Here is a 22,987-nt window from a genome sequence, read left to right as displayed (position 1 = left end):
TTTATGGCCAAAGCCAAGACACAATTCATCTGCCAGAACTGCGGCACGGTGCACACCCGATGGGCGGGAAAATGCGAGGGCTGTGGTGAGTGGAACACCATCGTCGAAGAAGACCCGATGGGCGGTATCGGCTCTGGTCCGGGCAAGACGCCGAAGAAGGGCAGACCCGTTACCCTCACCTCGCTGTCCGGCGAGATCGAGGAAGCACCGCGCATCCCGACCGGCATGAGTGAACTTGACCGGGCAACCGGCGGCGGCTTTGTGCGCGGGTCTGCGGTGCTGATCGGTGGCGATCCCGGCATCGGCAAATCGACGCTGTTGATGCAGGCGGCAGCGGCACTGTCGCGGCGCGGACATCGCATCGTCTACGTATCGGGCGAAGAGGCGGTGGCACAGGTGCGGCTGCGCGCGCAGCGTCTGGGGGCTGCCGATACCGATGTTTTACTTGCAGCGGAAACCAATGTCGAGGATATTCTGGCAACGATCTCCGAAGGCAAGCGCCCTGATTTGATCATCATCGACTCGATCCAGACGCTTTGGAGCGACACGGCTGATTCTGCGCCCGGAACCGTCACGCAGGTGCGCACCGGCGTGCAGGCCATGATCCGTTTTGCCAAGCAGACGGGCGCGACCATGGTGCTCGTCGGCCATGTCACCAAAGACGGACAGATTGCCGGACCGCGCGTCGTGGAACACATGGTGGATGCCGTGCTGTATTTTGAAGGCGATCGCGGCCATCACTATCGTATCCTGCGCACCGTGAAGAACCGTTTCGGCCCCACCGATGAAATCGGCGTGTTCGAAATGTCGGACAAGGGGTTGCGGGAAGTCTCCAACCCGTCCGAACTGTTTCTGGGCGAGCGCAACGAGAAATCACCGGGTGCCGCCGTCTTTGCGGGCATGGAGGGCACACGCCCCGTTCTGGTGGAGGTGCAGGCTCTGGTCGCGCCCACGTCGCTCGGCACACCACGCCGTGCCGTCGTCGGCTGGGATTCGTCGCGACTGGCCATGATCCTTGCCGTGCTCGAGGCCCACTGCGGCGTGAAGCTCGGCAGCCATGATGTTTATCTCAATGTCGCAGGCGGATATCGCATTTCGGAGCCTGCGGCAGATATGGCAATCGCCTCTGCACTGGTTTCATCGCTTGCCGGTCTTGCCCTGCCTGCCGATTGCGTCTATTTCGGCGAGGTCAGCCTTTCTGGCGCTGTCAGGCCTGTGTCTCACACCGGCCAGCGGCTGAAAGAGGCTGAGAAACTTGGCTTTTCCACCGCATTTCTGCCTTCGGCTTCTGCTGAGTTGCCGAAAGCCTCAAAAGGGCGCTGGACTGAAATCGAGAGCCTGCCGGATTTGGTCTCGCGCATTGCGGGGTCGGGCAACCGGTTCAGACAGGTTCAGGAAGACGAATAATGATCCTTTCGTTGGCTAAACGGCTAGTGTAAGAGGATCGCAAATTGGCACAGTGGCACGTTCAAAGGTGTCGCGACCTCCGGAGTTGGTAAATGCCCATCACGATTTTCGACGGCATCGTTATCGCCGTTGTCCTGTTCTCCGCCGTTCTCGCCATGGTGCGAGGTTTTTCGCGCGAGATCCTGTCTATCGCAAGCTGGGGTGGTTCGGTCGCAGCCGCTTATTATCTCTACCCGGTCCTGTTGCCCTATGCGCGCAACTACACGGATGATGACAAGATCGCGATTGCCGGTTCGGCTGGCGTCATCTTCCTTATTGCGCTGATCATCATTTCGTTCATCACGTCGCGCATTGCCGATTTCATCATCGACAGCCGCATCGGCGCGCTGGATCGCACGTTGGGCTTCCTGTTCGGTGCGGCCCGCGGCATCCTGTTGCTGGTGGTCGCGGTCGCCTTCTGGAACTGGCTGGTCGACGTTAGAACCCAGCCTGAATGGGTGACGCAGGCCAAGTCCAAGCCATTCCTCGACGGCCTCGTGGCCAAGCTTGAGGCGGCACTGCCGGATAATATCGAGCCGCAGATCAGGGCGCGCATCCTCGGCAAACCGCCTGAGGGCGCCACGGAACAAACCCCTGCCGACGATGCCCCGGCAACAAATTCGCCTGCACCGGCAAACTGACGTCAATGCGCGTCTTGCAATACATGCAAGGCGCGCTATTTGTGCTAGATATTCAATATAGGCAGCAGACAGACCCCACTGGCGCACCACCCGCCGGAGCGGTTTTTGTTTTTGGCAGTTAAGCAAAGGCAAGCCAGATGAATGAGCCGCTTTCGCAGTCCACCTTCAACGACATCATCGATGGCGACACTCTGCATGAGGAATGCGGCGTGTTCGGCGTTCTCGGGCACCCCGATGCGGCGGCCCTGACGGCCCTCGGTCTGCATGCTCTTCAGCATCGCGGCCAGGAAGCGGCGGGCATGGTGTCCTTCGATGGCAAGCGTTTCTACCAGGAACGTCATATGGGCCTCGTTGGCGATCATTACACCAACCCTGTCACGCTTGCCCGCCTGCCCGGCTCCATCTGCATCGGCCACACCCGTTATTCCACGACCGGCGAAGTGGCGTTGCGCAACGTGCAGCCGCTGTTTGCCGAGCTGGAAGAAGGCGGCATTGCCGTTGCCCATAACGGTAACTTCACCAACGGTCTGACGCTGCGCCGCCAGATCATCGCGACCGGCGCCATCTGTCAGTCCACGTCCGATACCGAAGTCGTTCTCCACCTCATCGCCCGCTCCCGTCATTCTTCCACGGCAGACCGCTTCATCGACGCCATCAGGCAGATGGAAGGCGGCTATTCGATGCTGGCGATGACACGCACCAAGCTGATTGCCGCCCGCGACCCCACGGGTATCCGCCCGCTGGTCATGGGCGATCTCGATGGCAAGCCGATCTTCTGCTCGGAAACCTGTGCGCTCGATATTATCGGTGCGAAGTTCGTTCGCGATGTGGAAAATGGCGAAGTCATCATCTGCGAAATCCAGCCGGATGGTTCCGTGACCATCGATGCGCGCAAGCCGGTCAAGCCGCTGCCGGAGCGCCTCTGCCTGTTCGAATATGTCTATTTCGCCCGTCCCGATTCCGTCGTCGGTGGCCGCAATGTCTATACGACCCGCAAGAATATGGGCGCCATCCTTGCCAAGGAAGCGCCGCTCGAAGCCGATGTCGTGGTGCCCGTGCCGGATGGTGGAACGCCAGCAGCGCTCGGTTTTGCGCAGGAAAGCGGCATTCCGTTCGAATACGGCATCATCCGCAACCATTATGTTGGTCGTACCTTCATCGAGCCGACGCAGTCGATCCGTGCGCTCGGCGTCAAGCTGAAGCACTCGGCCAACCGGGCGATGATCGAAGGCAAGCGCGTCGTTCTGGTGGATGACTCCATCGTGCGCGGCACGACCTCGGTCAAGATCGTTCAGATGATCCGCGAGGCCGGTGCGAAGGAAGTTCATATCCGCGTCGCCAGCCCGATGATCTTCCACCCGGATTTCTATGGCATCGATACGCCTGACGCAGACAAGCTGCTGGCCAACCAGTATGCCAACGTCGAAGACATGGCGAAATTCATTGGTGTGGATTCGCTGGCATTCCTGTCCATCAACGGTCTCTACCAGGCCGTTGGCGGGGTTGACCGCAACGATGCGCGTCCGCAGTTCACCGATCACTATTTCACCGGTGAATACCCCACCCGCCTGCTCGATAAGAACGGCGAGTCCATGGGCAACAAGATTTCCATGCTGGCCAGCAACGGCTGATCCACCCTCGCCCGCGCGTCCTGCGCGGGCTTTCGGTCGATTGCGGCACGAACACATCATTCTCGGGGGAGACAATGACGACAGACCTTAAAGGCCGCATCGCGCTCGTCACAGGCGCATCCCGTGGCATTGGCTATTTCACGGCGCTGGAACTGGCAAAAGCAGGCGCGCATGTCATCGCCTGCGCCCGCACCGTGGGTGGCCTCGAAGACCTGGATGATGCCATCAAGGCTGCGGGCGGCACGGCGACGCTGGTGCCGTTCGATCTGGCGGATATGAATGCCATCGATGCGCTGGGCGCTTCCATCAACGATCGTTGGGGCAAGCTGGATATTCTTGTCGCCAATGCTGGCGTTCTCGGCGTCATCTCCCCTGTCGGCCACATCGAGGCGAAGGTCTTCGAGAAGGTGATGACGATCAACGTCACCGCGACGTGGCGGTTGATCCGCTCGGTGGAACCGCTGTTGCTGAAATCCGATGCTGGCCGTGCGCTTATCCTCTCCTCCGGCGCGCCACACTCCTGTCGCCCGTTCTGGGGTGCCTACTCCACCTCCAAGGCTGCCGTCGAAGCACTGGCCCGCACGTGGGCGGCGGAAACGGAAGCAACGGCACTGCGCGTCAACAGCATCAATCCCGGCGCCACCCGCACGGCCATGCGCGCACAGGCGATGCCGGGCGAAGACCCTGATACCCTGCCCCATCCATCCGAAGTCGCTGCCGCTATCCTACCGCTGGCTTCACCGGACGCTACGGAAACGGGCAAGATTTACGTCGTCAGGGACAAAAAATTCGTCAGTTACCGGATGCCTGAATGACGATGATGATCGGTGCGGTGTCACGCACCAATCGCTCTTGACCAAATCGGCCTGCCGTTTCATAACGCAAGCCATGAAAACAACGATCTGCTGCTGTTGCTGAGTTAAATTTTGCTGGTCTCACACCCGGCCAGATCGTTTTCGTCTCCCGAAAGGTCAAAAGCAGACAAACGTTCCGGCTGGGGAAACTGATTGCCCCTGAGGAAAACCCATGTCCTTGCGCCTGAAACTCCACAACACACTGACCCGCGAAAAGGCTGATTTCCAGCCGATTGATGCAAATAATGTGCGCATGTATGTCTGCGGCCCGACGGTCTATGACTTCGCCCATATCGGCAATGCGCGCCCCGTCATCGTGTTCGATGTGCTCTACCGTTTGCTACGCCATGTCTATGGCGATGCGCATGTCACCTATGCCCGCAACATCACCGACGTCGATGACAAGATCAATGCACGCGCCCTGCGCGACTACCCCAACCTGCCGCTCAATGACGCCATCCATGCCGTGACGAAAAAGACGGCGCAGCAGTTTCATGACGATGTCGCCATGCTCGGCTGCCTTGAGCCAACCGTGGAACCTCGCGCCACCGACAATATCTCCCAGATGATCGAGATCATCGAAAAGCTGATCGCGCGCGGCCACGCCTATGTCGCCAGCGGCGAAGTGCTGTTCGACACCAAATCCATGGGAGATTACGGCCAGCTTTCCAAGCGCCCGCTGGATGAGCAGCAGGCCGGTGCGCGTGTCGCGGTCGAGGTCCACAAGAAAAGCCCCGGCGATTTCGTTCTGTGGAAGCTTTCCAGTCACAACGAGCCCGGCTGGGAAAGCCCATGGGGTCGCGGTCGTCCGGGCTGGCACATCGAGTGCTCTGCCATGAGCGAACGATACTTGGGCGAAACCTTCGATATTCACGGCGGCGGGCTGGACCTGATCTTCCCCCACCACGAAAACGAAATCGCCCAGTCCCGTTGCGCCCACGGCACCCATGTCATGGCCAATGTCTGGATGCACAACGGTTTCGTGCAGGTCGAAGGCCGAAAGATGTCGAAATCCGACGGCAACTTCATCACCATTCACGAACTGCTGCACACGGAAAAATTTGGCGGACGGAATTGGCCGGGTGAAGTGCTGCGTCTGGCGATGCTGATGACGCATTATCGCGAACCGATCGATTTTTCGGTGAAGCGGTTGGAGGAAGCATACGCCACTTTGTTGAACTGGAAAGAAGCCATGTTGAATAAGGGGCTGTCTTGGCAGGATGGGAGTAGCGATTATTATGCTGATATTCCACCCTCTTCCAAGTTTATTGAAGCCTTGGCAAACGATCTCAACAGCAGTGCCGCGATCGCTGAACTTCATAGGCTTTCCAAGTCAAACAGTATTGAAGATGGTCACGCGATGTTCGCTAATTTGTCGCTCGTGGGAGTGATCGATTTCGAAAGTATGCAAGTGTGGGAAGTCGAAGAAGAACGAAAGAGCGTCGCTGGCAGCCCGCTTTCTTCAGCTGTGGACGCGCTTGTCGCCATGCGTTTGGAGATGCTGAAGGCGAAGAACTTTGCGGAGGCGGATCGTATTCGTGATGAGCTTTCGGGGAAGGGCATTCAGTTGAAGGACGGCAAGGACAAGGACAGCGGCGAGCGCGTGACGACCTGGGAGATCAAGCGGTAGGGTTTGGGATGTTTCCCACGAGGGGTCGGAGGGTGTGGCTTACCCCCCTCTGTCCTGCCGGACGTCTCCCCCACAGGTGGGGAGATAGACTCGCGGCGACCTTTCGGCCATCTCTCGCGTCGAGAGTGAAGTGATGTCGGAGCGCCCAGCCGATCTCCCTCCTTGTGGGGAGATGTCCGGCAGGACAGAGGGGGGTGAGCGGCAACCTCCGACCTATCGGTAGGGCACAGACGCTCCAAACAAGAATACAATCGACTTGCGATTTCGGGCTCGTTCGACCAATCTCTGATCGAACCAACACTGCGAGCTAATCATGCACCACGCAGACGTGAAACCGCAGCATTGCGCTTACGCGCGGCAGATGCGAAAGGCGATGACCGATGCGGAGCTTAAACTCTGGAATGCTATTCGTGCGCACCGCTTGGAAGGGATGAGTTTCCGGCGGCAAATGCCGATTGCAGGATATATTGTCGATTTCGCTTGCTCAGATCATCGCCTCATTATCGAGATAGACGGCTCTCAACATACACAGAACGCGGCAATTATGTATGACGATGAAAGAACCGCTCGGCTTCAAAAAGACGGCTGGACCGTCATCCGCTTCTGGAACGATGACATCCTGCGCGATATCGATAACGTCTGTCTCCACATCATCAGAACAATTGGGGAGCATCAGCCATGACAACTCACACCGGCGGCTGCCAATGCGGCGCTATCCGTTTTCGCGTCGAGGGTGATCTGACGGACAGTTCCATCTGCCATTGCCGCATGTGTCAGAAAGCGTTCGGAGCCTATTACGCGCCGTTGGTTTCCGTGCGTGGCACCTACTTCACCTGGACGCGGGGAGAGCCGAAGCGGTTCCAGTCTTCCAATCATGTGAAGCGCGGCTTTTGCGCCGAGTGCGGCACGCCGCTCACATATGAGGCACCTGATGGCATCGCGGTTGCCGCTGGCGCCTTCGATACGCCCGCTCTCTATCCTCCAACCAAACAGTGGGGTACAGAGGCCAAGCTGGATTTCGTCGATCAGCTATCCAACTTGCCCGGGCACGACACTCCCGACGATTTCGAAGCGGTCCCCTTCCTCGCCGATCTGACATCCTATCAGCACCCAGATCACGACACGCAGGTACGGCCACAGGAGAGAGACAGACATGAGTAATGCGGGTTATTCCGGCGGATGCCAGTGCGGCGCGGTGCGGTTTCATGCGGGCAAGCTAGGTCGCCCCTCCATCTGCCATTGCCGCATGTGCCAGAAACATTTCGGCAATTTCTTCGGCGCGCTGGTGACGGCGGATCAGGCGCATCTGACGTGGACGCGCGGGCAGCCCAGCCTCTTCCGCTCATCGGCTAAAATCCATCGCGGCTTTTGCAACAAATGTGGCACGCCGCTGACCTATCATCATCCCGGCGGCGTGGAGATCGCCATCGGCGCCTTCGATCACCCGCAGGAGATCGAGCCGCAGGTTCAGGTGAACACGCATATGCAGATGCCGTGGATCAAGGCGCTGTTCGACAAGCCAACTGCGGAGCAAAGTCTGGATGAAAGCTCCATGGTCTCTTTTCAGCACCCGGACCATGATACTGCGGTTTGGCCGCCCGAAGACAATGTGAATTGAGGAATACAGAATGAGTGACGCCCTGCGCAGCTTCTACCCGGAAATCGAGCCCTTCGAAACCGGCATGCTGGATGTCGGCGATGGCCATGTGATCTATTGGGAGCGGGTCGGCACCAAGGGCGGGAAGCCTGCCGTCTTCCTGCATGGCGGCCCCGGCGGCGGGGTTACCCCGACCCAACGGCGGGTCTTCGATCCCGCGCTTTACGATGTCATCCTGTTCGACCAGCGTGGCTGCGGGCGCTCCACGCCGCATGCGTCTCTGGACGCCAACACCACGTGGCATCTGGTGGCCGACATGGAGAGGCTGCGGGAAAAATTCGGCTTCGAGACATGGCAGGTTTTCGGTGGCTCATGGGGTTCGACGCTAGCGCTTGCCTATGCCGAGACTCATCCTGAGCGCGTGAGCGAGCTCGTGCTGCGCGGCATTTACACGCTGACCAAGCCGGAGCTGGACTGGTACTACCAGTTCGGCGTGTCCGAAATGTACCCGGAGCGTTGGGAAACTTTTATCGCACCCATCCCGGAGACCGAGCGCCACGAGACGATGGTGGCCTATAACCGTTACCTGACCGGCACGGACGAGAAAAAGAAACTGGAATGCGCCAAGGCCTGGAGCCAATGGGAAGGCGCAACGATCTCGCTGGTAACGGACCAGAGCCGCGTGGAAGAATTCGGCGAAGACCAATACGCCATCGCCTTCGCGCGCATCGAAACGCATTACTTCGTCAATGCCGGGTGGTTCGAGGACGGCCAGTTGCTGCGCGATGCCTATAAGCTGAAAGACATTCCCGGCGTCATCGTGCATGGGCGCTACGACATGCCCTGCCCGCTGAAATATGCCTGGCAGCTTTCCAAGGCATGGCCGAAGGCCGATCTGCACATTGTCGAAGCCGCAGGCCACGCGCTCAGCGAACCCGGCATTCTCGATCAGCTGATCCGCGCGACGGATCGCTTTGCGGGCAAGTAATGCCAATATTTACAATACCATAGCTGCGCCGCCTGATATTGTGAGTCAGGTGGCGCATCCATTTTTTCAGCAAATGAAACTTTTTTCATCACATCCTTCACGCAAATGAATTGGTATATCACGTAAAAGTGGAATAGGCCGGTGCTTTCACATTGAGATTGGCAGTTCCCATGGCCGTGAACCAGACAACAGATACATCGCAACTCGGCGATGGCGCGCGTGGGTTCGCTTACGCTTTTACGGCCTATATTCTGTGGGGTTTCCTCCCGTTTTACATGAAGGCCGTGGCGCATGTCTCCCCGCTGGAGGTTATCGCGCACCGTGTCGTCTGGTCGGTGCCGATAGCGGCGGCTGTGCTCATCATTCTTGGCCGAACCGCAGATATCAAGAAGGCGCTGACAACGCCGCGCATGCTGGCCATGGCCTGCCTCACGGCTGCGCTCATCACCTTCAACTGGGGCGTCTATATCTGGGCCATAGCCAGTGGCCGTGCACTGGATGCCGCGCTGGGCTACTTCATCAACCCGCTGTTCAGCATTTTCCTGGGCGCCGTGCTGTTGAAGGAAAAGCTCAGCCGCTTCCAGATTTCGGCCATCGTCCTTGCCAGTCTCGCTGTCGCCCTGCTGACGTGGCACGCGGGCAGCCTGCCGTGGGTTTCCGTCGCTTTGACCGTGTCGTGGGGCTTTTACGCCTTTTTCCGCAAGACATTGCCGATCGGCCCGACGCAGGGCTTTCTGCTGGAAGTGCTGCTGCTGACCCCGCCGGCGCTCGCCTTCATCGTCTATCTCATGAGCACCGGTCAGGCGCATTTCTTGGCGGGAACGCCGACCGATACATGGCTGCTGATCGCCAGCGGTCTCGTGACGGCTACTCCGCTCATCCTCTACGGCAATGGTGCGAAACTGCTGAAACTCTCCACCATCGGCATCATGCAATATATCGCGCCGTCGATCATCTTCATCATCGCCATCTTCGTCTTCCACGAACCGTTCGATACGGTGCGGCTCATCGCCTTTATGATGATCTGGACGGCGCTGCTGATTTATACCGTGCCGGGCCTGATCGGCAGCCGGAAAGCGAAGTAAACCTCACAATTGTGAGATGACGGACGGATCGCCTTCCGGGTTCTGCTGGGCTGCGGCGCGTTCGATAATAGCGGGAACGATGTTGTCCACCGCATCGATCACCAAAGGGTTGAGCAGATGGGCGCGGTGGATGAAGCCCTGATCGCGCATATGGCGGATCAATTCCAGCATCGGGTCCCAGAAGCCGTTGATATTGGCAAAGACCATCGGCTTTGCATGGCGACCAAGCTGCGCCCAGGTCATGATCTCGACGATCTCTTCCAGCGTGCCGATGCCGCCGGGCAAAGTCACGAAGGCATCCGAGCGTTCGAACATCATGTGCTTGCGCTCATGCATGTCCTTGGTGATGATCAATTCGTTCAATTGTCCGAGAGAGTGGCGGGTGGCCTCCATATCCACCAGAAAATCCGGTATGATGCCGGTCACCTCTCCGCCATTGGACAGGACACCGCTTGCCACGGCACCCATGATGCCCTTGGTGCCGCCGCCATAGACGAGGCGCAGGCCGTTTTGGGCGATGGATTTGCCAAGCGCGCGGCCGGCTTCCATATAGGCGGGGTCACGTCCGGGCTGGGAGCCGCAATAAACGCAGATGGATCGAATCGATGTATTTTCTTCGTTCATGGGACGAAGGAACATCGGGGCAGCTGATCCGTCAAGAAAATTTGGGGACTGAGCGCTCGGAAACGCCGGTTTTACAGGGGTGCCGCTTGTGCGCGCACGACTTAGACGCTAGCTATCGCAACATAAGACAAGAACGTTACCCGGAGAGTGACAATGAACAATAAAAGGGCCGGACTGCTGGCGCTTATCGTGCTTGGCGTCGCGACGCTGCTCATGGTCTTCTTCGTTCTCCCACGCATGTCCAGCGACGACAAGCCGATCGGTGACGCCATCAACGATGCTGGCAACGCCGTCAAGAACAGCGTGGAGATGGGTGGCGAAAAAGCAGGTGATCTGCTGTCGGATGCCGCCAAGGATACCGAAAACGTCGCCGACAAGGTCGGTCGTCTGGCGGAATCCGCTAACAAGTCCATCAAGGACATGACCGGTCGCTTCGCCGACAACAAGGTGCCTTCCAACGAAGAGTTCACGGCCGCCCGCAAGAAGGTCGAGGACTCGCTGAAGGAACTGGAAACCATCGATATTCCAGAAGCACTCGATGAGAACACATCGCGGCTGATCACGACAGCACGCTCCGCTGCCGAAAGAACCATTGCCTTCCTGCGCGGCCTGCCCGCCGACGCTGCTGCTGCTGCGGCCCAGGTTCGCCGCCTGCCGGGCGTCTTTACCGGCACGGATGATGGCGCGCCGCGCCCGCAACCCGCAGCGCCTGCCGCTCCGGCAACGGCTCCCGCCTCCCCAACGCCTGCCCCGACCGATGCCGCGCAGCTGCCGACATTCGATGTTCTGCGCGTCGAGCCGGATGGCTCCGCTGTCATCGCCGGCAAAGCGGCGCCGAACACGACGCTTGAAATCGTCAACAACGGTCAGGTCATCGCCAAGACGCCGGTTGAAGGCAGCGGCGACTTTGCCGCCGTGCTCGACAACCCGCTTCCGCCGGGTGATCACCAGATCATTCTTCGGGCAACGGGCAAGGACGGCAAGATTTCCCAATCTGCGGAGACCGCGACCGTTTCCGTACCGACACAAAAGAGTGGCGAGCTTCTCGCCATGGTAACGACACCGGGCAAGGCAAGCCGCGTTTTGACCATGCCGACAGCGGCACCGGATGCGCTGCAAGCGCAGGCAACACCGCCAGCCAATGGTGCAGCGGCACAGCCGCAGTCGCAAACACAGGCACCGGCTGCGGGCGCTGCCCAGAACGGCTCTGCCGCGACACCGACAGTTCCAACAAACAATGCCCCGTCGCAGCCTTCCTCCGAGGCGGCAACCATCCGTGTCGTGGCCGTGGAGTTTGAAGGGTCGAAGATTTTCGTTGCGGGCGCGGCACCGGCGAACGCTGCCGTGCGCGTGTTGGTCGACGACAAACCGATCGGCAATGGCAAAGCGGAAGCGTCTGGCAGCTTCGTCATCGAAGGCAATGTCGATCTGTCCGTCGGCAACCACATCGTGACCGCTGAAGCGCTGGATGCTGCTGGCAACGTGACCGTTCGCGTTCGAGTCCCGTTTGCGCGTCCTGCGAACGATCAGGCAACCGTTGCTGCTCAAAAGGCGCCTGTCGCTCCCCAGCCGCCAAGCGCTGACAGCGCACCACAGACCCAGGCGCAGACAGAAGCGCCGAGCGCAACCAGCGACCGCGCGGTTTTCGAATCGCTGCGTGAGGAAGTTTCCAAGGCCTTTTCCATTCTGTCCAACCTCTACACGGACGGTGCGACACCGCGCCTGGAAGAGGTTGCGGCCGCGAAATCTGCGACAGCCATTGCGCTTCGTTCGCTGTCTGAGTTCCGTACGGCTGCAACGGCGGATGCTGATTTTACCACCTTTGTCAGCGGCATTTCAGCCAAGGCCCGGTCACTGCTATCGGTGATCAATGGCCTGCCAGACGATGTCGCGATGATCGGCAAGAGGATTGCAGGGCTGGCCGATCGTTTTGCGGAACTGAATGTGGCTGTCCCAGGTCCCGCCGAAGCGACACCACCTCAGGCTCAGGCTCAAACACAGCCGCAGGCGCCTGCAGAAACCGGCCCGAAAACCTTCGAGCAGGCACCCCTGTCGCATAGCGAAGGTGCGGTCATCATTCGTCGCGGCGATACGCTGTGGCAAATTTCGCGCCGCGTTTACGGACAGGGTGTGCGATACACCACGATCTATCTCGCCAACCAGGATCAGATCAAAAATCCCGACCTGATCGAGCCGGGCCAGATCTTCGGTGTTCCCGACAGCGCGCTACCGAATGCGGAAGAAATCCATCGCAAACGTTTGATGGGTCGTTGATCGCAAGGCCAATCGGCATTGCATGAAACGGCTGACATGATTATCTAATACAGAACGGCGGCGCACATCAGGGCCGCCGTCTTGCTGTCTGCGTCCCGGCAGACATCGGAGCAGAGCATGAGCGATCCCAACAAAACGATTTCCGCGGATTCCAGCAATCCGCTGCGCACCCTCGTCAATCTGTGGCCCTATATGTGGCCACAAGGCAGGCTAGACCTGAAGATGCGCGTCGTCTGGGCAACCTTCTTTCTCATCATCGCAAAGCTGGTGCTGATTCTGGTCCCCTATTTCTTCAAATGGGCGACCGATGCGCTGAACGGCAAGATGGATATGGCCGGGCTGATGCCGACCTTCCTGCTGGGTGCGGTGGCTTTGGTCGTGGCTTACAATCTGGCCCGCCTCGTTCAGATCGGGTTCAACCAGCTGCGTGATGCACTGTTTGCCAGTGTCGGCCAGCACGCCGTGCGGCAATTGGCCTACAAGACCTTCGTCCACATGCACCGGCTGTCGCTGCGTTTCCATCTGGAGCGCAAGACCGGCGGTCTGTCGCGCGTTATCGAGCGCGGCACCAAGGGCATTGAGACAATTGTCCGGTTCACCATTCTCAATACAGCACCCACCTTCATCGAGTTTCTGCTGACCGTCGTCATCTTCTGGGCGTCATACGGCTTCTGGTATGTGCTGGTCACGGTGCTGACCGTGTGGGCCTATATCTGGTTTACCGTGCGGGCCAGCAACTGGCGCATCGCCATTCGCCGCTCCATGAACGACAGCGACACCGACGCCAACACCAAGGCGATCGATTCGCTGCTCAACTTCGAGACCGTGAAGTATTTCGGCAATGAAGACATGGAGGCTCGCCGTTTCGATGCCTCCATGTCAAAATACGAGAAGTCCGCAACGGCCATCTGGACATCACTGGGTTGGCTCAACTTCGGTCAGGGTGTTATTTTCGGCCTCGGCTCCATGGTCATGATGGTCATGTCGGCCATGGCCGTGCAGCGCGGCGAACAGACCATCGGCGATTTCGTCTTCATCAACGCGCTGTTGATGCAGCTGTCCGTACCCCTCAATTTCATCGGCTTCGTCTACCGCGAAATACGCCAGGGCCTGACAGATATCGAAGAGATGTTCGATCTTCTGGAGGTGCAGGCAGAGGTGGTTGATGCGGCCGATGCCAAGGCGTTGCAGATCGGGGCCGGTGCGCTCTGTTTTCGCGATGTGCACTTCGCCTATGATGCGGAGCGCCCTATCCTCAAAGGCATTTCCTTCGATGTTCCCGCTGGCAAGACGGTGGCCATCGTCGGCCCATCAGGGGCGGGCAAATCGACGCTCTCGCGTCTGCTTTATCGCTTCTACGATATTCAGTCCGGCTCGATCACCATCGATGGGCAGGACATTCGAAAGGTCACGCAGAAAAGTCTGCGCGCCGTCATCGGCATGGTGCCGCAGGACACGGTGCTGTTCAACGACACGCTGGCTTACAACATCCATTATGGCCGTCCGGGTGCGAGCGAGGCGGATGTGATGGCAGCCGCCAATGCCGCACAGATCAGTGGTTTCATCAGCAAGCTGCCGCACGGCTTCGAGACCAAGGTGGGCGAGCGCGGCCTGAAACTTTCCGGCGGTGAAAAGCAGCGCGTTGCCATTGCCCGCACCATTTTGAAGGCACCGCCCATTCTCATTCTCGACGAGGCGACGTCCGCTCTCGATACGCATACCGAGCAGGAAATTCAAAGCGCGCTGGATATCGTGTCCAAAAATCGCACGACGCTCGTCATCGCCCATCGCCTGTCGACCGTCATCAGCGCCGATGAGATCATCGTGTTGAAGGACGGCACGATTGCCGAGCGTGGCACCCACCAGTCTCTCATCGATGCGGGTGGTCTCTATGCCTCGATGTGGAGCCGTCAGCGCGAGGCCATTCAGGCGGAAGAGCGGCTGCGAGAAGTCCGCGAAAAGGACGATCTTGGTGTCGTGGATCGCGGTGAGCCCGCGCATTGACGGGTATAAGCTGCGCCAAACATCGGAACACATTGCCGTTTAAACGATTTGCCTGTAGTCACCAATGCGTGTTTTGTCGCGTGCGACCATGAAATCGGTCGCCAAGTGACTATATGCAGCAGGTGTGCCAGAAACGGTTGACCGTTTTTGTGCAAGACGCTGTAAATAATGGCTAAAGACGCGGGCACGCTGATCTCAGGATCGCGACGCATCCAAGGCAGGCTGAAAAGATAAACTCGGAGACGAAAGAGCAATGAACCTGTTCGACACCATTCGCAACACCATCGTGCCGGTCCATAAGGAAGGCTATGTTTTCGTTGCAGCCTTCTTCGTGGCTTCCTTGGTGCTTGGCTGGATAGCCGAACCTCTGTTCTGGGTCGGCCTCGTTCTCACCCTCTGGTGCGCCTATTTCTTCCGCGATCCAGAACGCGTGACGCCGCAGGATGACGATCTCGTCATCAGCCCTGCCGATGGCAAGGTATCCGCAATCCAGACGGTCATTCCGCCACTGGAGCTGGAACTCGGCAAAGAACCGATGGTCCGTATCTCGGTTTTCATGAACGTCTTCAATTGCCACGTAAACCGCGCCCCTGTGCGTGGCCGCATCATCAACGTCGCCTACCGCCCCGGCCTCTTCCTCAATGCCGAAGTGGACAAGGCGTCGGAAGACAATGAGCGCAACGGCCTCGTCATTGAGACCGCACATGGCAAGGTTGGCGTCGTTCAGATCGCCGGCATGGTCGCCCGCCGCATCGTCTGCTGGGTGAAGCCAAACGAGCCTGTCGATGCCGGTGAGCGTTTCGGCCTCATCCGCTTCGGTTCGCGTCTCGACATCTTCCTGCCGGAAGGTTTCCAGCCACGTGTCTCCATTGGCCAGACAGCGATTGCCGGTGAAACGGTTCTGGCCGAATTCGGCTCTGCCAAGGGTGCGGTCGTCAGCCGCCGCGGCTAATCCAACAGGAGACCAGCGCCATGGACACGCCAACGCCAGAGCCCAGCACAAACGGCAAGCACGAGATCGCCAATGACAGCGGACGTGGACCGCGCCTGCGCGAGATACCGTTCCGTCTCGTCATTCCCAATCTCGTCACCGTTCTTGCCATTTGTGCGGGTCTCAGCGGTGTCCGTCTTGCCTTCGAAGGCCGGTTCGAGCTTGCGGTCGGCATGGTGCTCTTGGCAGCGTTTCTAGATGGCGTTGATGGCCGCCTGGCGCGGATGATGAAAGCAACATCGAAATTCGGTGCGCAAATGGATTCGCTTGCCGATATCGTCAACTTCGGCGTTGCACCAGCGCTTGTCGTCTACGCCTACCTGTTGGACGACGTTCGCTCCATCGGCTGGATCGCCGCCCTCATCTACGTCATCGCCGCTGGCCTTCGCCTCGCCCGCTTCAATGTCATGATCGACCGGGAGGTCAAAGCCCCCTGGCAGAGCGAGTTCTTCGTCGGCGTCCCCGCCCCCATGGGCGCCATGCTGGTGCTTTTGCCGGTCTATCTCGGCTTCATGGGCATCGAAGCCGGCAAGACCTTCGCCTATATCGCCAGCGCCTACACCGTGTTGATCGGCTATTTCCTCATCAGCCGACTGCCCGTCTGGTCCGGCAAATCGGAAAGCCGGATCCGCCGAGACCTAGTCCTGCCCGCCATCTTGATCGTCGTGCTCTATGTCGCACTGCTGATGAGCTTCACCTGGGAAATTCTGGTTCTGACGGTTCTGGCCTATCTGGTGTTCCTGCCGTTCAGCGCCCGCATCTGGCACAAACGCTACGGCACATTGACCATTGATGATGACCATGGCGATGGTCTGGATCGCGGCCTGTAAAGGCCGACGATTATGGCGCTTGGCATTGTGGCTTTTTGCAGTGCCAGGCCGAACACGAGATGTCGCAGTCTGCAATTTTCAAGTGATTAAAATTGCCTCGAATTTGTCACGATTTCCCATGAGAGAGGTTTTCAGCAACGACGTCAGATCGACGCGTTCAAGGGGAACTCCGGAGACAGATATGAGCGAGACACAGACAACCGAAGCGGCTGCAAAGCCCGACCTGAAAAGCCATTACCGACCGCTCGGTTTGAAGGCCGTCGCCGCAGCTGCGATGATGTTGACACGCAAGCCCGCTCAGCCAAAGACAGCCTGATTTTACATATCTTCAGGGGCAGACACGGAAGAACAGAAACGGCGCTCAATGCGCCGTTTTGCATGTCCGGCTCATCCCTTCAGAACAACGACATTTGCGCGTCATCTCTGGAGGCCGCTTTCGGCGCTGGCGCAAGCGCTTCCTCCACCGCATCCAGCACATCCGCACCCGTGTTGGCGACCTTGTTGACCTTGTCTGAGATAGGGATCATTTCGAAGAAATCCTCGTCTGCAGCCTTCATCAAATCAAGGATGTAGCGCGGTTCCTGCGTTTTGCAGTCCAGCCAGCGGCTGAAATCCTCCGGCGAAATCACCACTGGCATCCGGTCGTGGATGCGCGCAATGGAGCGGTTTGCGGATGTGGTGAGGATTGCGCCGGTATCGACTTCAGAGCCATCGGCAGAAGACCAGGTTTCCATCAATCCGGCAAAAGCGACGATCCCACCCTTTTTCGGTTTGATATAATAGGCTTGCGCCTTGCCGCCCTCTTCTTTTGGCGGCCTGCGCCATTCGTAAAAGCCGGTCGCGGGTATGAGAATGCGGCGATGGCGCATAGCGGCGCGAAACGACGCCTTGCCGATGGCCGTTTCGGATCGCGCGTTGATCAGCAACGGAAAGTCTTTCGGGTCTTTCACCCAGCCGGGCATGAAGCCCCAACGCACCAGCATCGCCTGACGGTTGGGCAGATTGCTGCCGGGTTCAGGCCGCGCACCCTCTAGCACGATGAGAATCGGTTGCGTCGGGGCAATGTTGAAGCGCGCCGGAAAATCCTCCAGACCGATCAGGTCGAGATAGTCCGCCACCTCTTCCGGTGTCGCATTCAACACAAACCGCCCGCACATGGTCTAACCTCTCGGTCCAAATAAAATGATCGAAGCACCGGCCAGACAGACAACGCCACCCGCCACATCCCATCGGTCAGGCACATGACCCTCCATGCTCCACAGCCAGATCAACGACGCAACAATATAGATGCCGCCATAAGCCGCATAGGCGCGACCCGCCGCCTCGCTTGGCACCAGCGTCAGCAACCACGCAAAAGCCGCAAGCGACACCATGCCCGGCAACACCCAGCCGACAGACTTACCCATCCGCAGCCACGCCCAGAACGCAAAACATCCAGCGATCTCGGCAAGGGCTGCAGCTGCGTAGATGAGGTAGAGTTTCATGCTTTCTGGCTTGGATCCGATTCTGTCATGAAATCATAATGCGTTGTCGCTTGCTGGTACACCACCCTCGGCATCTGGCAAATATGCGCTAATGGTGGTAAGAATTACCACCAAAACCATGGAGAGCCGAATGGCAAACGTACGGAAGATCAGCATTTCGATGACGCCCCAACACGCAGAAATTCTGCGGGATGCGGTTGAGAGTGGTGCCTATGCCAGCGGAAGCGAGGTCGTGCGCGAAGCATTGCGGGACTGGGCTTCCAAATGGACCCAGAGGCGTGGTGATATCGGCAAGCTGCGCGACATGTGGGCCGAAGGCAAAGCCAGTGGGGCCGCAACGGACATTGATTTCGATGAGGCACTCGACGAGGCACGTGCCGAAGCTGCACGCCCGCAGAAACCATGACAGTCAAGCTCGTCTGGACACCTCTTGCACGCGCAGACGTCAAAAAAATCTATGTCGAGCTCGCCAAAGTAAACCCTCAAAGCGCAGAACGCTACTTTCAGCGGTTTCGGGCTCGTGCCGAACTTTTGGTGGATCATCCACGCGCTGGAGAAAGACGCCCGGAGATATTTCCGACCGCCAGAATGCTTGTGGAAGCGCCATATGTCATCCTCTACGAGACGATGCCGGATGCCGAGGCGGAAGACGTTGTGAAAGTGCTGATGGTCCGGGTTATTGACGGTAGGCGAGATTTGACCGCTTTTTTCGAGCAATAAACCCACTCGCCACGTTTCCTGCAAGGTTGAGGGCATAATTGGTTTCTATTGCATAAGGATACCGCATGCCCCTTCCCCAACCTGCCTCTTCCGCAATCGTTCGCCGTGGTGATCGTTTGCTGCTCGTTCGGCGTATCAATGCGCCGTCGCAGGATATGTTCGCCTTTCCGGGTGGTCGTGGCGAGCCTGGGGAAACGCCAGAGGAGACGGCGTTGCGGGAACTCGAGGAAGAGACCGGCATCGTTGCCCGTCATCCACAGCTTTTCGCGACCTATGATTTGCCCAGCTATGACGCTGACGGACAATTGACCAGCCACTTTTTTCTGTCGGTCTATACTGTGGAAGCCGATGCCGAAGCGGCTGTGCTGGCAGCAGACGATGCGGCAGAGGCGGGCTGGTACACGCTTGAAGACATTCGCAGCCTGCCCGCGCCAGACAGCGTCGTGGAATGCGCCGAACGTTTGCTGGGCCAGTTGCAATGCTGAGCAGAATCGCGGCTAGTTGCCTCCAAGCTGTTGAAACGACATGGCGGGTAATGCGTAAACTGATGAAAAGACGGATTTGGCTCTCACTGCTTCTCGGCCTCTGCACGCCTTTGCCATTGGCGTCGCAGGTTGCTGCACAGCCAGCCGTGAAGTCGGTCGCACCGCCCCAAGAAGAAAAGCCTGCGCCCTATGATAACCAGATGGCGAGGCTGTCTGAAATCCTGGGTGCGGTTCAGTATCTTCGCACGCTGTGCCCGGCAACGGGCTCGGAAGAATGGCGTAAGTCCATGAGCGATCTTCTGGCGGCAGACACCGCCAGTGAACCGCAGCGCAAGCAACGCATGACGGCTGCCTTCAACCGTGGGTATCGCACATTCGCATCGGTTCACACAGCCTGCACACCAGCGGCAATCGCAGCGGAAGAAAAATACCGTATCGAAGGGGCAACACTGGCACAAGAAATTGCCTCAAGGTTCGGAAATTAGAGGTTTATTAACCTCTTTTGACCGCAGGCCGTGCCGTTTTGATAAAAGACTGTTAGAGTTGTTAACAGGGTGGTAACGAGTTGCCTGCCTGTCGAGGATGAAAGATGCAAACAAGCCGTAACGAAATCCACGATATGATCGTGCATGAAAAAATGCAGGTCGCTCTGGAACATCAGAACGAAGCATGGGCCGATGGTATGGCCGATGGCATCGAGCCTGAGATCATCGCGGATGCCGCTATTGCGCTGGCCATGCGCGAAACCATCCGTATGCACGGCGAGTCAGGCGCGGAAGCCATGCTCGAATCGCTGCGCCAGCGGATGCTCGAGGGCGAATTTTCTCCTCATCGCATTATTCAGTAAGCTGGAGTTCTGTCATGTCTTGCTCTCGCGAACGGCTGTTGCGGTCGTCTGCCGCTCTATCGCTCATGCTGTCCCTGACGCTCGGCCTCGTCAGCTTTACCCATAACGCCTATGCGCTGTCTGAGCTGAGACCAGCCCAAGACCCGACAAGCAGCGAAAGCGAAAAGCCTGCGGACATGCAGCAACCGGTCGAGCCCGATTCAGTCGAGGGTGATTCCGACGGAATTCCCCTGCCCGACCCGCTGGTGAACCGCTCGTCCGGCCAGCAGGCAACGTCCGACCAGAACGACGCGCCTCAAATCTCCGCACAGATCGAACACGATATCAGCAAGGCACCAGAGCCGGTTCGCCGTCTGCGCCAGCTCATCATCGATGCGGCATCCACTGGCGACATTGAAAAACTGCGTCCGCTCGTCAACACCGGCCCCAATCAGGCCCGCGTGGATGGCGACAGCGGTAACGACCCGATTGCAGCCCTCAAAAGCTTTTCCGGTGACCCTGACGGGCTGGAAGTGCTCGCCATCATCATCGACCTCTTGTCGACCGGCTACGCCAAGGTCGATGCCGGTACGCCGGATGAAATGTATGTCTTCCCTTATTTCGCCGGCAAGTCTCTGACCACGCTGACGCCGCCGGAAAAGGTAGAGTTGCTGCGCATCATTACCGCAGGTGATCTGGCCGACATGCAGGAATATGGCAATTACAGCTTCTACCGCATCGGCATCTCGCCGGATGGCCAGTGGAAATTCTTCACAGCAGGCGACTAAAGTCACCGTGGTGACTGAGGTCACCACGCTTGCCGTTGGCGTTCAAAGCCCCTAACACTTCAGGTTAAACCAACCTGAACGGTATCGCATATGCCCTCCGCCTTCTTGACCGACCGTGCCTTCATCCATGTCTCCGGCACCGGAGCCATGGATTTCCTGCAAAATCTTGTTACCCCCGATCTCGAATCGTTGACTGAAGGTGAAGCGCGTGCGGGCGCGTTGCTGACACCGCAGGGCAAGATCATGTTCGAATTCCTCATCTGGCGGGAGGGTGATGGCTATGTTCTTGAAACGGGGGCGGATCAACAGGATGCGCTTTTGCGCCGCCTGACCATGTACAAGCTGCGCGCGCCTGTGGATTTGAAAGCGGGCGAGACCAAGGGCGTCAGCGTATTCTGGGACGAACCCGCACCGGAGGGCGCGATCAAGGATAGCCGCTTTGCCAAGGCAGGTGTTGAACTCCATCGGTTACCCGGCCCCTCTGCATCGGGCGAAGCATTAGCCTATGATACTCTGCGCATCGCCAACGGCATCGTGGTCGCCGGTATCGATTACCCGCTGAGTGACGCGTTCCCCCATGATGTGCTGATGGATGTGAATGACGGCGTATCCTTCAAGAAAGGCTGCTACGTCGGACAGGAAGTCGTATCACGCATGAAGCACCGTGGCACGGCACGTCGTCGCGTGGTAAAGGTTACAGCAGAGGCTGATCTGCCCGCTACTGGTACTGACATCCTCGCGGGCGGAAAGCCCATCGGCACGCTCGGCAGCGTTGTCGGAGCGAACGGCCTGGCCATTATCCGCACGGATCGCGCCGCAGAGGCAATGGCATCGGGAACCGATATTACCGCATCTGGCATTACCGTGACAGTCGCCCTGCCCGTATGGACAGGTCTCAGCTTTCCCGCGGTCGACCCGGCCGCCAACGCAGACGATTGATCGTGGCGACCTTAAAGACACCGCGCGCATGGCAACGCATGCTCTCCGGCAGGCGGCTGGATCTGCTGGACCCCTCACCGCTCGACGTTGAGCTTGCCGATATTGCGCATGGCCTTGCCCGGGTCGCACGCTGGAACGGCCAGACGCGCGGCGATCATGCCTTTTCGGTAGCCCAGCACAGCCTGAGCGTCGAATCCATCTTCTGCCGCATGAATACGGCTTCGACACCGGATCAGCAGTTGATGGCGCTGCTGCATGACGCGCCGGAATACGTCATTGGCGACATGATTTCACCTTTCAAATCTGTGGTGGGCGGCGGATACAAACTGGTCGAGAAGCGGCTGGAAGCGGCTGTGCATCTGCGTTTCGGGCTTCCTCCCCATGCGAGTTCCGACCTCAAAGACCGCATCAAGAAGGCCGACACGGTGGCGGCCTATTTCGAGGCGACGGAGCTTGCCGGATTTTCCATGGCGGAAGCGCAGAAGTTTTTCGGTCTGCCCCGCGGCATTACCAGAGACATGATCGAAATCGAGCCCGTGCCAGCCATCGAGGCGCAAAGCCGGTTCATTGCGCGCTTCGAGGCCATCGAACTGCTTCGGAAGGGCACATCATGACGGCTATCGTGGTTTCACCGCTGTCTCGGATCGCAGAAATGGCCGTGCGCCACAAGTCGCGCGAGATGGTGACGCTGATTGCCAGGGAACAGGCGTTTCACCGACCCGCCGTGATTTCCGCAGATCGGCATCTGACACTCGAGATGAACGATATTACCTTCAAAGGCACCGACAAGCTGATTGCGCCTGACGATCTGCACGTTAGACAGTTGATTGATTTCGCGCATGGCTGGGACCAATCCGCCCCACTTTTGATCCATTGCTGGATGGGTGTTTCACGCTCACCGGCTGCGGCCATCATTGTTGCCCTTGCGGTACAGCCAAACCAGGAAGATGCCGCCCTCGCTGCGCGGCTTCGCACTGTGTCGGCTTATGCAACGCCAAATGCGCGCATCATCGCCATTGGAGATCGGCTTCTGGGCCGCGGCGGCGCGCTGATCGCGGCGATCAAGACAATCGGGCGTGGCGCCGATACCGATGGCAACGTTCCCTTCGTGTTGCCGCTTCAGGCATAATCCCAAAAAATCGGAACTCAC

Annotated in this window: 27 protein-coding genes; 24 read left to right on the top strand and 3 right to left on the bottom strand. The window is 58.7% G+C overall.

The features are described 5' to 3' along the window. Window positions 1-3 precede the first annotated feature (3 nt). The 10 genes from radA to rarD all read left to right on the top strand — a co-directional run bounded on the left by radA (window position 4) and on the right by rarD (window position 9,872). The gene (gene radA / locus RRU01S_RS19170; RefSeq protein WP_045231819.1) at window positions 4-1,407 is read left to right on the top strand and encodes a DNA repair protein RadA; all 1,404 of its coding nucleotides are present in this window, start codon (window positions 4-6) and stop codon (window positions 1,405-1,407) included. Window positions 1,408-1,499: 92 nt separating this feature from the next. Then, window positions 1,500-2,087: a CvpA family protein gene (locus RRU01S_RS19165; RefSeq protein WP_045231818.1), complete on the top strand. Its 588-nt coding sequence runs from the start codon at window positions 1,500-1,502 to the stop codon at window positions 2,085-2,087. Window positions 2,088-2,224: 137 nt separating this feature from the next. Next, window positions 2,225-3,718 carry an amidophosphoribosyltransferase gene (purF, locus tag RRU01S_RS19160; RefSeq protein ID WP_045231817.1) on the top strand — a complete coding sequence of 498 codons (1,494 nt, stop codon included), beginning with the start codon at window positions 2,225-2,227 and terminating at the stop codon, window positions 3,716-3,718. 74 nt (window positions 3,719-3,792) lie between these two features. After that, window positions 3,793-4,533: an SDR family NAD(P)-dependent oxidoreductase gene (locus RRU01S_RS19155; RefSeq protein ID WP_045231816.1), complete on the top strand. Its 741-nt coding sequence runs from the start codon at window positions 3,793-3,795 to the stop codon at window positions 4,531-4,533. Between the two features lie 211 nt (window positions 4,534-4,744). Beyond that, entirely contained in the window at window positions 4,745-6,202 is a 1,458-nt protein-coding gene (gene cysS / locus RRU01S_RS19150; RefSeq protein WP_045231815.1) for a cysteine--tRNA ligase, read from the top strand. A gap of 313 nt (window positions 6,203-6,515) precedes the next feature. After that, window positions 6,516-6,884: an endonuclease domain-containing protein gene (locus RRU01S_RS19145; RefSeq protein ID WP_045231814.1), complete on the top strand. Its 369-nt coding sequence runs from the start codon at window positions 6,516-6,518 to the stop codon at window positions 6,882-6,884. After that, the gene (locus tag RRU01S_RS19140) at window positions 6,881-7,363 is read left to right on the top strand and encodes a GFA family protein (RefSeq protein ID WP_045231813.1); all 483 of its coding nucleotides are present in this window, start codon (window positions 6,881-6,883) and stop codon (window positions 7,361-7,363) included. The genes RRU01S_RS19145 and RRU01S_RS19140 overlap by 4 nt, the downstream gene beginning before the upstream one ends. Then, a complete protein-coding gene (locus RRU01S_RS19135) occupies window positions 7,356-7,820 on the top strand; it encodes a GFA family protein (RefSeq protein WP_045231812.1) in 465 nt (154 codons plus the stop codon). The genes RRU01S_RS19140 and RRU01S_RS19135 overlap by 8 nt, the downstream gene beginning before the upstream one ends. A gap of 10 nt (window positions 7,821-7,830) precedes the next feature. Further along, window positions 7,831-8,787 (top strand): prolyl aminopeptidase, encoded by a 957-nt coding sequence (pip, locus tag RRU01S_RS19130; RefSeq protein ID WP_045231811.1) that lies wholly within the window; start codon window positions 7,831-7,833, stop codon window positions 8,785-8,787. Between the two features lie 170 nt (window positions 8,788-8,957). Continuing rightward, window positions 8,958-9,872 carry an EamA family transporter RarD gene (gene rarD / locus RRU01S_RS19125; RefSeq protein WP_045231810.1) on the top strand — a complete coding sequence of 305 codons (915 nt, stop codon included), beginning with the start codon at window positions 8,958-8,960 and terminating at the stop codon, window positions 9,870-9,872. A 3-nt stretch (window positions 9,873-9,875) separates the two neighbouring features. Here rarD and RRU01S_RS19120 read toward each other — a convergent pair whose 3' ends face one another. Then, on the bottom strand, window positions 9,876-10,496 hold the full coding sequence (locus RRU01S_RS19120) for an LOG family protein (RefSeq protein WP_045231902.1): 621 nt from the start codon (window positions 10,494-10,496) through the stop codon (window positions 9,876-9,878). Window positions 10,497-10,649: 153 nt separating this feature from the next. Here RRU01S_RS19120 and RRU01S_RS19115 point away from each other — a divergent pair, with 153 nt between their 5' ends. From RRU01S_RS19115 to RRU01S_RS26710, 5 genes are all read left to right on the top strand, one after another. Then, complete coding sequence (locus RRU01S_RS19115; protein ID WP_045231901.1) at window positions 10,650-12,770, top strand: LysM peptidoglycan-binding domain-containing protein; 2,121 nt, start codon at window positions 10,650-10,652, stop codon at window positions 12,768-12,770. A gap of 117 nt (window positions 12,771-12,887) precedes the next feature. Further along, the gene (locus RRU01S_RS19110) at window positions 12,888-14,774 is read left to right on the top strand and encodes an ABCB family ABC transporter ATP-binding protein/permease (RefSeq protein ID WP_045231809.1); all 1,887 of its coding nucleotides are present in this window, start codon (window positions 12,888-12,890) and stop codon (window positions 14,772-14,774) included. 253 nt (window positions 14,775-15,027) lie between these two features. Continuing rightward, the gene (locus tag RRU01S_RS19105; RefSeq protein WP_045231808.1) at window positions 15,028-15,726 is read left to right on the top strand and encodes a phosphatidylserine decarboxylase; all 699 of its coding nucleotides are present in this window, start codon (window positions 15,028-15,030) and stop codon (window positions 15,724-15,726) included. 20 nt (window positions 15,727-15,746) lie between these two features. Further along, window positions 15,747-16,595: a CDP-alcohol phosphatidyltransferase family protein gene (locus RRU01S_RS19100; protein ID WP_045231807.1), complete on the top strand. Its 849-nt coding sequence runs from the start codon at window positions 15,747-15,749 to the stop codon at window positions 16,593-16,595. Window positions 16,596-16,776: 181 nt separating this feature from the next. Continuing rightward, the gene (locus RRU01S_RS26710) at window positions 16,777-16,911 is read left to right on the top strand and encodes a hypothetical protein (protein WP_268753576.1); all 135 of its coding nucleotides are present in this window, start codon (window positions 16,777-16,779) and stop codon (window positions 16,909-16,911) included. A gap of 79 nt (window positions 16,912-16,990) precedes the next feature. On the opposite strand, the gene RRU01S_RS19095 is transcribed toward RRU01S_RS26710, so the two are convergent. Together RRU01S_RS19095 and RRU01S_RS19090 are read right to left on the bottom strand one after the other, a co-directional pair. Continuing rightward, entirely contained in the window at window positions 16,991-17,752 is a 762-nt protein-coding gene (locus tag RRU01S_RS19095; RefSeq protein WP_045231806.1) for an SOS response-associated peptidase, read from the bottom strand. Between the two features lie 3 nt (window positions 17,753-17,755). Beyond that, a complete protein-coding gene (locus tag RRU01S_RS19090) occupies window positions 17,756-18,079 on the bottom strand; it encodes a YnfA family protein (RefSeq protein WP_045231805.1) in 324 nt (107 codons plus the stop codon). A 130-nt stretch (window positions 18,080-18,209) separates the two neighbouring features. Between RRU01S_RS19090 and RRU01S_RS19085 the strand changes: the two genes are divergently transcribed. The 9 genes from RRU01S_RS19085 (at window position 18,210) to RRU01S_RS19045 (ending at window position 22,966) form a co-directional block, all read left to right on the top strand. Beyond that, window positions 18,210-18,485, top strand: a complete 276-nt coding sequence (locus tag RRU01S_RS19085; RefSeq protein ID WP_045231900.1) for a type II toxin-antitoxin system ParD family antitoxin — start codon at window positions 18,210-18,212, stop codon at window positions 18,483-18,485. Beyond that, entirely contained in the window at window positions 18,482-18,799 is a 318-nt protein-coding gene (locus RRU01S_RS19080) for a type II toxin-antitoxin system RelE/ParE family toxin (RefSeq protein WP_045231804.1), read from the top strand. Before RRU01S_RS19085 ends, RRU01S_RS19080 begins: the two co-directional genes overlap by 4 nt. A 65-nt stretch (window positions 18,800-18,864) precedes the next feature. Then, entirely contained in the window at window positions 18,865-19,284 is a 420-nt protein-coding gene (locus RRU01S_RS19075; protein ID WP_045231803.1) for an NUDIX hydrolase, read from the top strand. 62 nt (window positions 19,285-19,346) lie between these two features. Next, window positions 19,347-19,769, top strand: coding sequence for a TIGR02301 family protein (locus RRU01S_RS19070; RefSeq protein WP_081880130.1), 423 nt, complete (start codon window positions 19,347-19,349; stop codon window positions 19,767-19,769). Window positions 19,770-19,873: 104 nt separating this feature from the next. Further along, window positions 19,874-20,131, top strand: a complete 258-nt coding sequence (locus RRU01S_RS19065) for a hypothetical protein (protein ID WP_042618408.1) — start codon at window positions 19,874-19,876, stop codon at window positions 20,129-20,131. A 14-nt stretch (window positions 20,132-20,145) separates the two neighbouring features. Then, entirely contained in the window at window positions 20,146-20,898 is a 753-nt protein-coding gene (locus tag RRU01S_RS19060; protein WP_045231801.1) for a hypothetical protein, read from the top strand. Between the two features lie 90 nt (window positions 20,899-20,988). Further along, window positions 20,989-21,837, top strand: coding sequence for a CAF17-like 4Fe-4S cluster assembly/insertion protein YgfZ (gene ygfZ / locus RRU01S_RS19055; RefSeq protein ID WP_045231800.1), 849 nt, complete (start codon window positions 20,989-20,991; stop codon window positions 21,835-21,837). A gap of 2 nt (window positions 21,838-21,839) precedes the next feature. After that, on the top strand, window positions 21,840-22,451 hold the full coding sequence (locus RRU01S_RS19050) for a YfbR-like 5'-deoxynucleotidase (RefSeq protein ID WP_045231899.1): 612 nt from the start codon (window positions 21,840-21,842) through the stop codon (window positions 22,449-22,451). Next, complete coding sequence (locus tag RRU01S_RS19045) at window positions 22,448-22,966, top strand: tyrosine phosphatase family protein (protein WP_045231799.1); 519 nt, start codon at window positions 22,448-22,450, stop codon at window positions 22,964-22,966. The genes RRU01S_RS19050 and RRU01S_RS19045 overlap by 4 nt, the downstream gene beginning before the upstream one ends. Window positions 22,967-22,987 lie beyond the last annotated feature (21 nt).

It is taken from the genome of Agrobacterium rubi TR3 = NBRC 13261, from assembly GCF_000739935.1.
GTDB lineage: Bacteria > Pseudomonadota > Alphaproteobacteria > Rhizobiales > Rhizobiaceae > Agrobacterium > Agrobacterium rubi.
The sequence above is the reverse complement of the archived record's forward strand: the minus strand, read 5'-3'. Positions and strand labels throughout refer to the sequence as shown.

Excerpts from the sequence above, each read along its gene's own strand:
- ygfZ (WP_045231800.1), top strand. The coding sequence starts at position 20,989 with ATGCCCTCCGCCTTCTTGACCGACCGTGCCTTCATCCATGTCTCCGGC.
- RRU01S_RS19140 (WP_045231813.1), top strand. The coding sequence starts at position 6,881 with ATGACAACTCACACCGGCGGCTGCCAATGCGGCGCTATCCGTTTTCGC.
- radA (WP_045231819.1), top strand. The coding sequence starts at position 4 with ATGGCCAAAGCCAAGACACAATTCATCTGCCAGAACTGCGGCACGGTG.
- RRU01S_RS19090 (WP_045231805.1), bottom strand. The coding sequence starts at position 18,079 with ATGAAACTCTACCTCATCTACGCAGCTGCAGCCCTTGCCGAGATCGCT.
- rarD (WP_045231810.1), top strand. The coding sequence starts at position 8,958 with ATGGCCGTGAACCAGACAACAGATACATCGCAACTCGGCGATGGCGCG.
- RRU01S_RS19110 (WP_045231809.1), top strand. The coding sequence starts at position 12,888 with ATGAGCGATCCCAACAAAACGATTTCCGCGGATTCCAGCAATCCGCTG.
- purF (WP_045231817.1), top strand. The coding sequence starts at position 2,225 with ATGAATGAGCCGCTTTCGCAGTCCACCTTCAACGACATCATCGATGGC.
- RRU01S_RS26710 (WP_268753576.1), top strand. The coding sequence starts at position 16,777 with ATGAGCGAGACACAGACAACCGAAGCGGCTGCAAAGCCCGACCTGAAA.
- RRU01S_RS19095 (WP_045231806.1), bottom strand. The coding sequence starts at position 17,752 with ATGTGCGGGCGGTTTGTGTTGAATGCGACACCGGAAGAGGTGGCGGAC.
- RRU01S_RS19155 (WP_045231816.1), top strand. The coding sequence starts at position 3,793 with ATGACGACAGACCTTAAAGGCCGCATCGCGCTCGTCACAGGCGCATCC.
- RRU01S_RS19135 (WP_045231812.1), top strand. The coding sequence starts at position 7,356 with ATGAGTAATGCGGGTTATTCCGGCGGATGCCAGTGCGGCGCGGTGCGG.
- RRU01S_RS19145 (WP_045231814.1), top strand. The coding sequence starts at position 6,516 with ATGCACCACGCAGACGTGAAACCGCAGCATTGCGCTTACGCGCGGCAG.
- RRU01S_RS19105 (WP_045231808.1), top strand. The coding sequence starts at position 15,028 with ATGAACCTGTTCGACACCATTCGCAACACCATCGTGCCGGTCCATAAG.
- RRU01S_RS19075 (WP_045231803.1), top strand. The coding sequence starts at position 18,865 with ATGCCCCTTCCCCAACCTGCCTCTTCCGCAATCGTTCGCCGTGGTGAT.
- RRU01S_RS19065 (WP_042618408.1), top strand. The coding sequence starts at position 19,874 with ATGCAAACAAGCCGTAACGAAATCCACGATATGATCGTGCATGAAAAA.
- RRU01S_RS19070 (WP_081880130.1), top strand. The coding sequence starts at position 19,347 with ATGAAAAGACGGATTTGGCTCTCACTGCTTCTCGGCCTCTGCACGCCT.
- RRU01S_RS19045 (WP_045231799.1), top strand. The coding sequence starts at position 22,448 with ATGACGGCTATCGTGGTTTCACCGCTGTCTCGGATCGCAGAAATGGCC.
- cysS (WP_045231815.1), top strand. The coding sequence starts at position 4,745 with ATGTCCTTGCGCCTGAAACTCCACAACACACTGACCCGCGAAAAGGCT.
- pip (WP_045231811.1), top strand. The coding sequence starts at position 7,831 with ATGAGTGACGCCCTGCGCAGCTTCTACCCGGAAATCGAGCCCTTCGAA.
- RRU01S_RS19165 (WP_045231818.1), top strand. The coding sequence starts at position 1,500 with ATGCCCATCACGATTTTCGACGGCATCGTTATCGCCGTTGTCCTGTTC.
- RRU01S_RS19120 (WP_045231902.1), bottom strand. The coding sequence starts at position 10,496 with ATGAACGAAGAAAATACATCGATTCGATCCATCTGCGTTTATTGCGGC.
- RRU01S_RS19085 (WP_045231900.1), top strand. The coding sequence starts at position 18,210 with ATGGCAAACGTACGGAAGATCAGCATTTCGATGACGCCCCAACACGCA.
- RRU01S_RS19100 (WP_045231807.1), top strand. The coding sequence starts at position 15,747 with ATGGACACGCCAACGCCAGAGCCCAGCACAAACGGCAAGCACGAGATC.
- RRU01S_RS19060 (WP_045231801.1), top strand. The coding sequence starts at position 20,146 with ATGTCTTGCTCTCGCGAACGGCTGTTGCGGTCGTCTGCCGCTCTATCG.
- RRU01S_RS19115 (WP_045231901.1), top strand. The coding sequence starts at position 10,650 with ATGAACAATAAAAGGGCCGGACTGCTGGCGCTTATCGTGCTTGGCGTC.
- RRU01S_RS19080 (WP_045231804.1), top strand. The coding sequence starts at position 18,482 with ATGACAGTCAAGCTCGTCTGGACACCTCTTGCACGCGCAGACGTCAAA.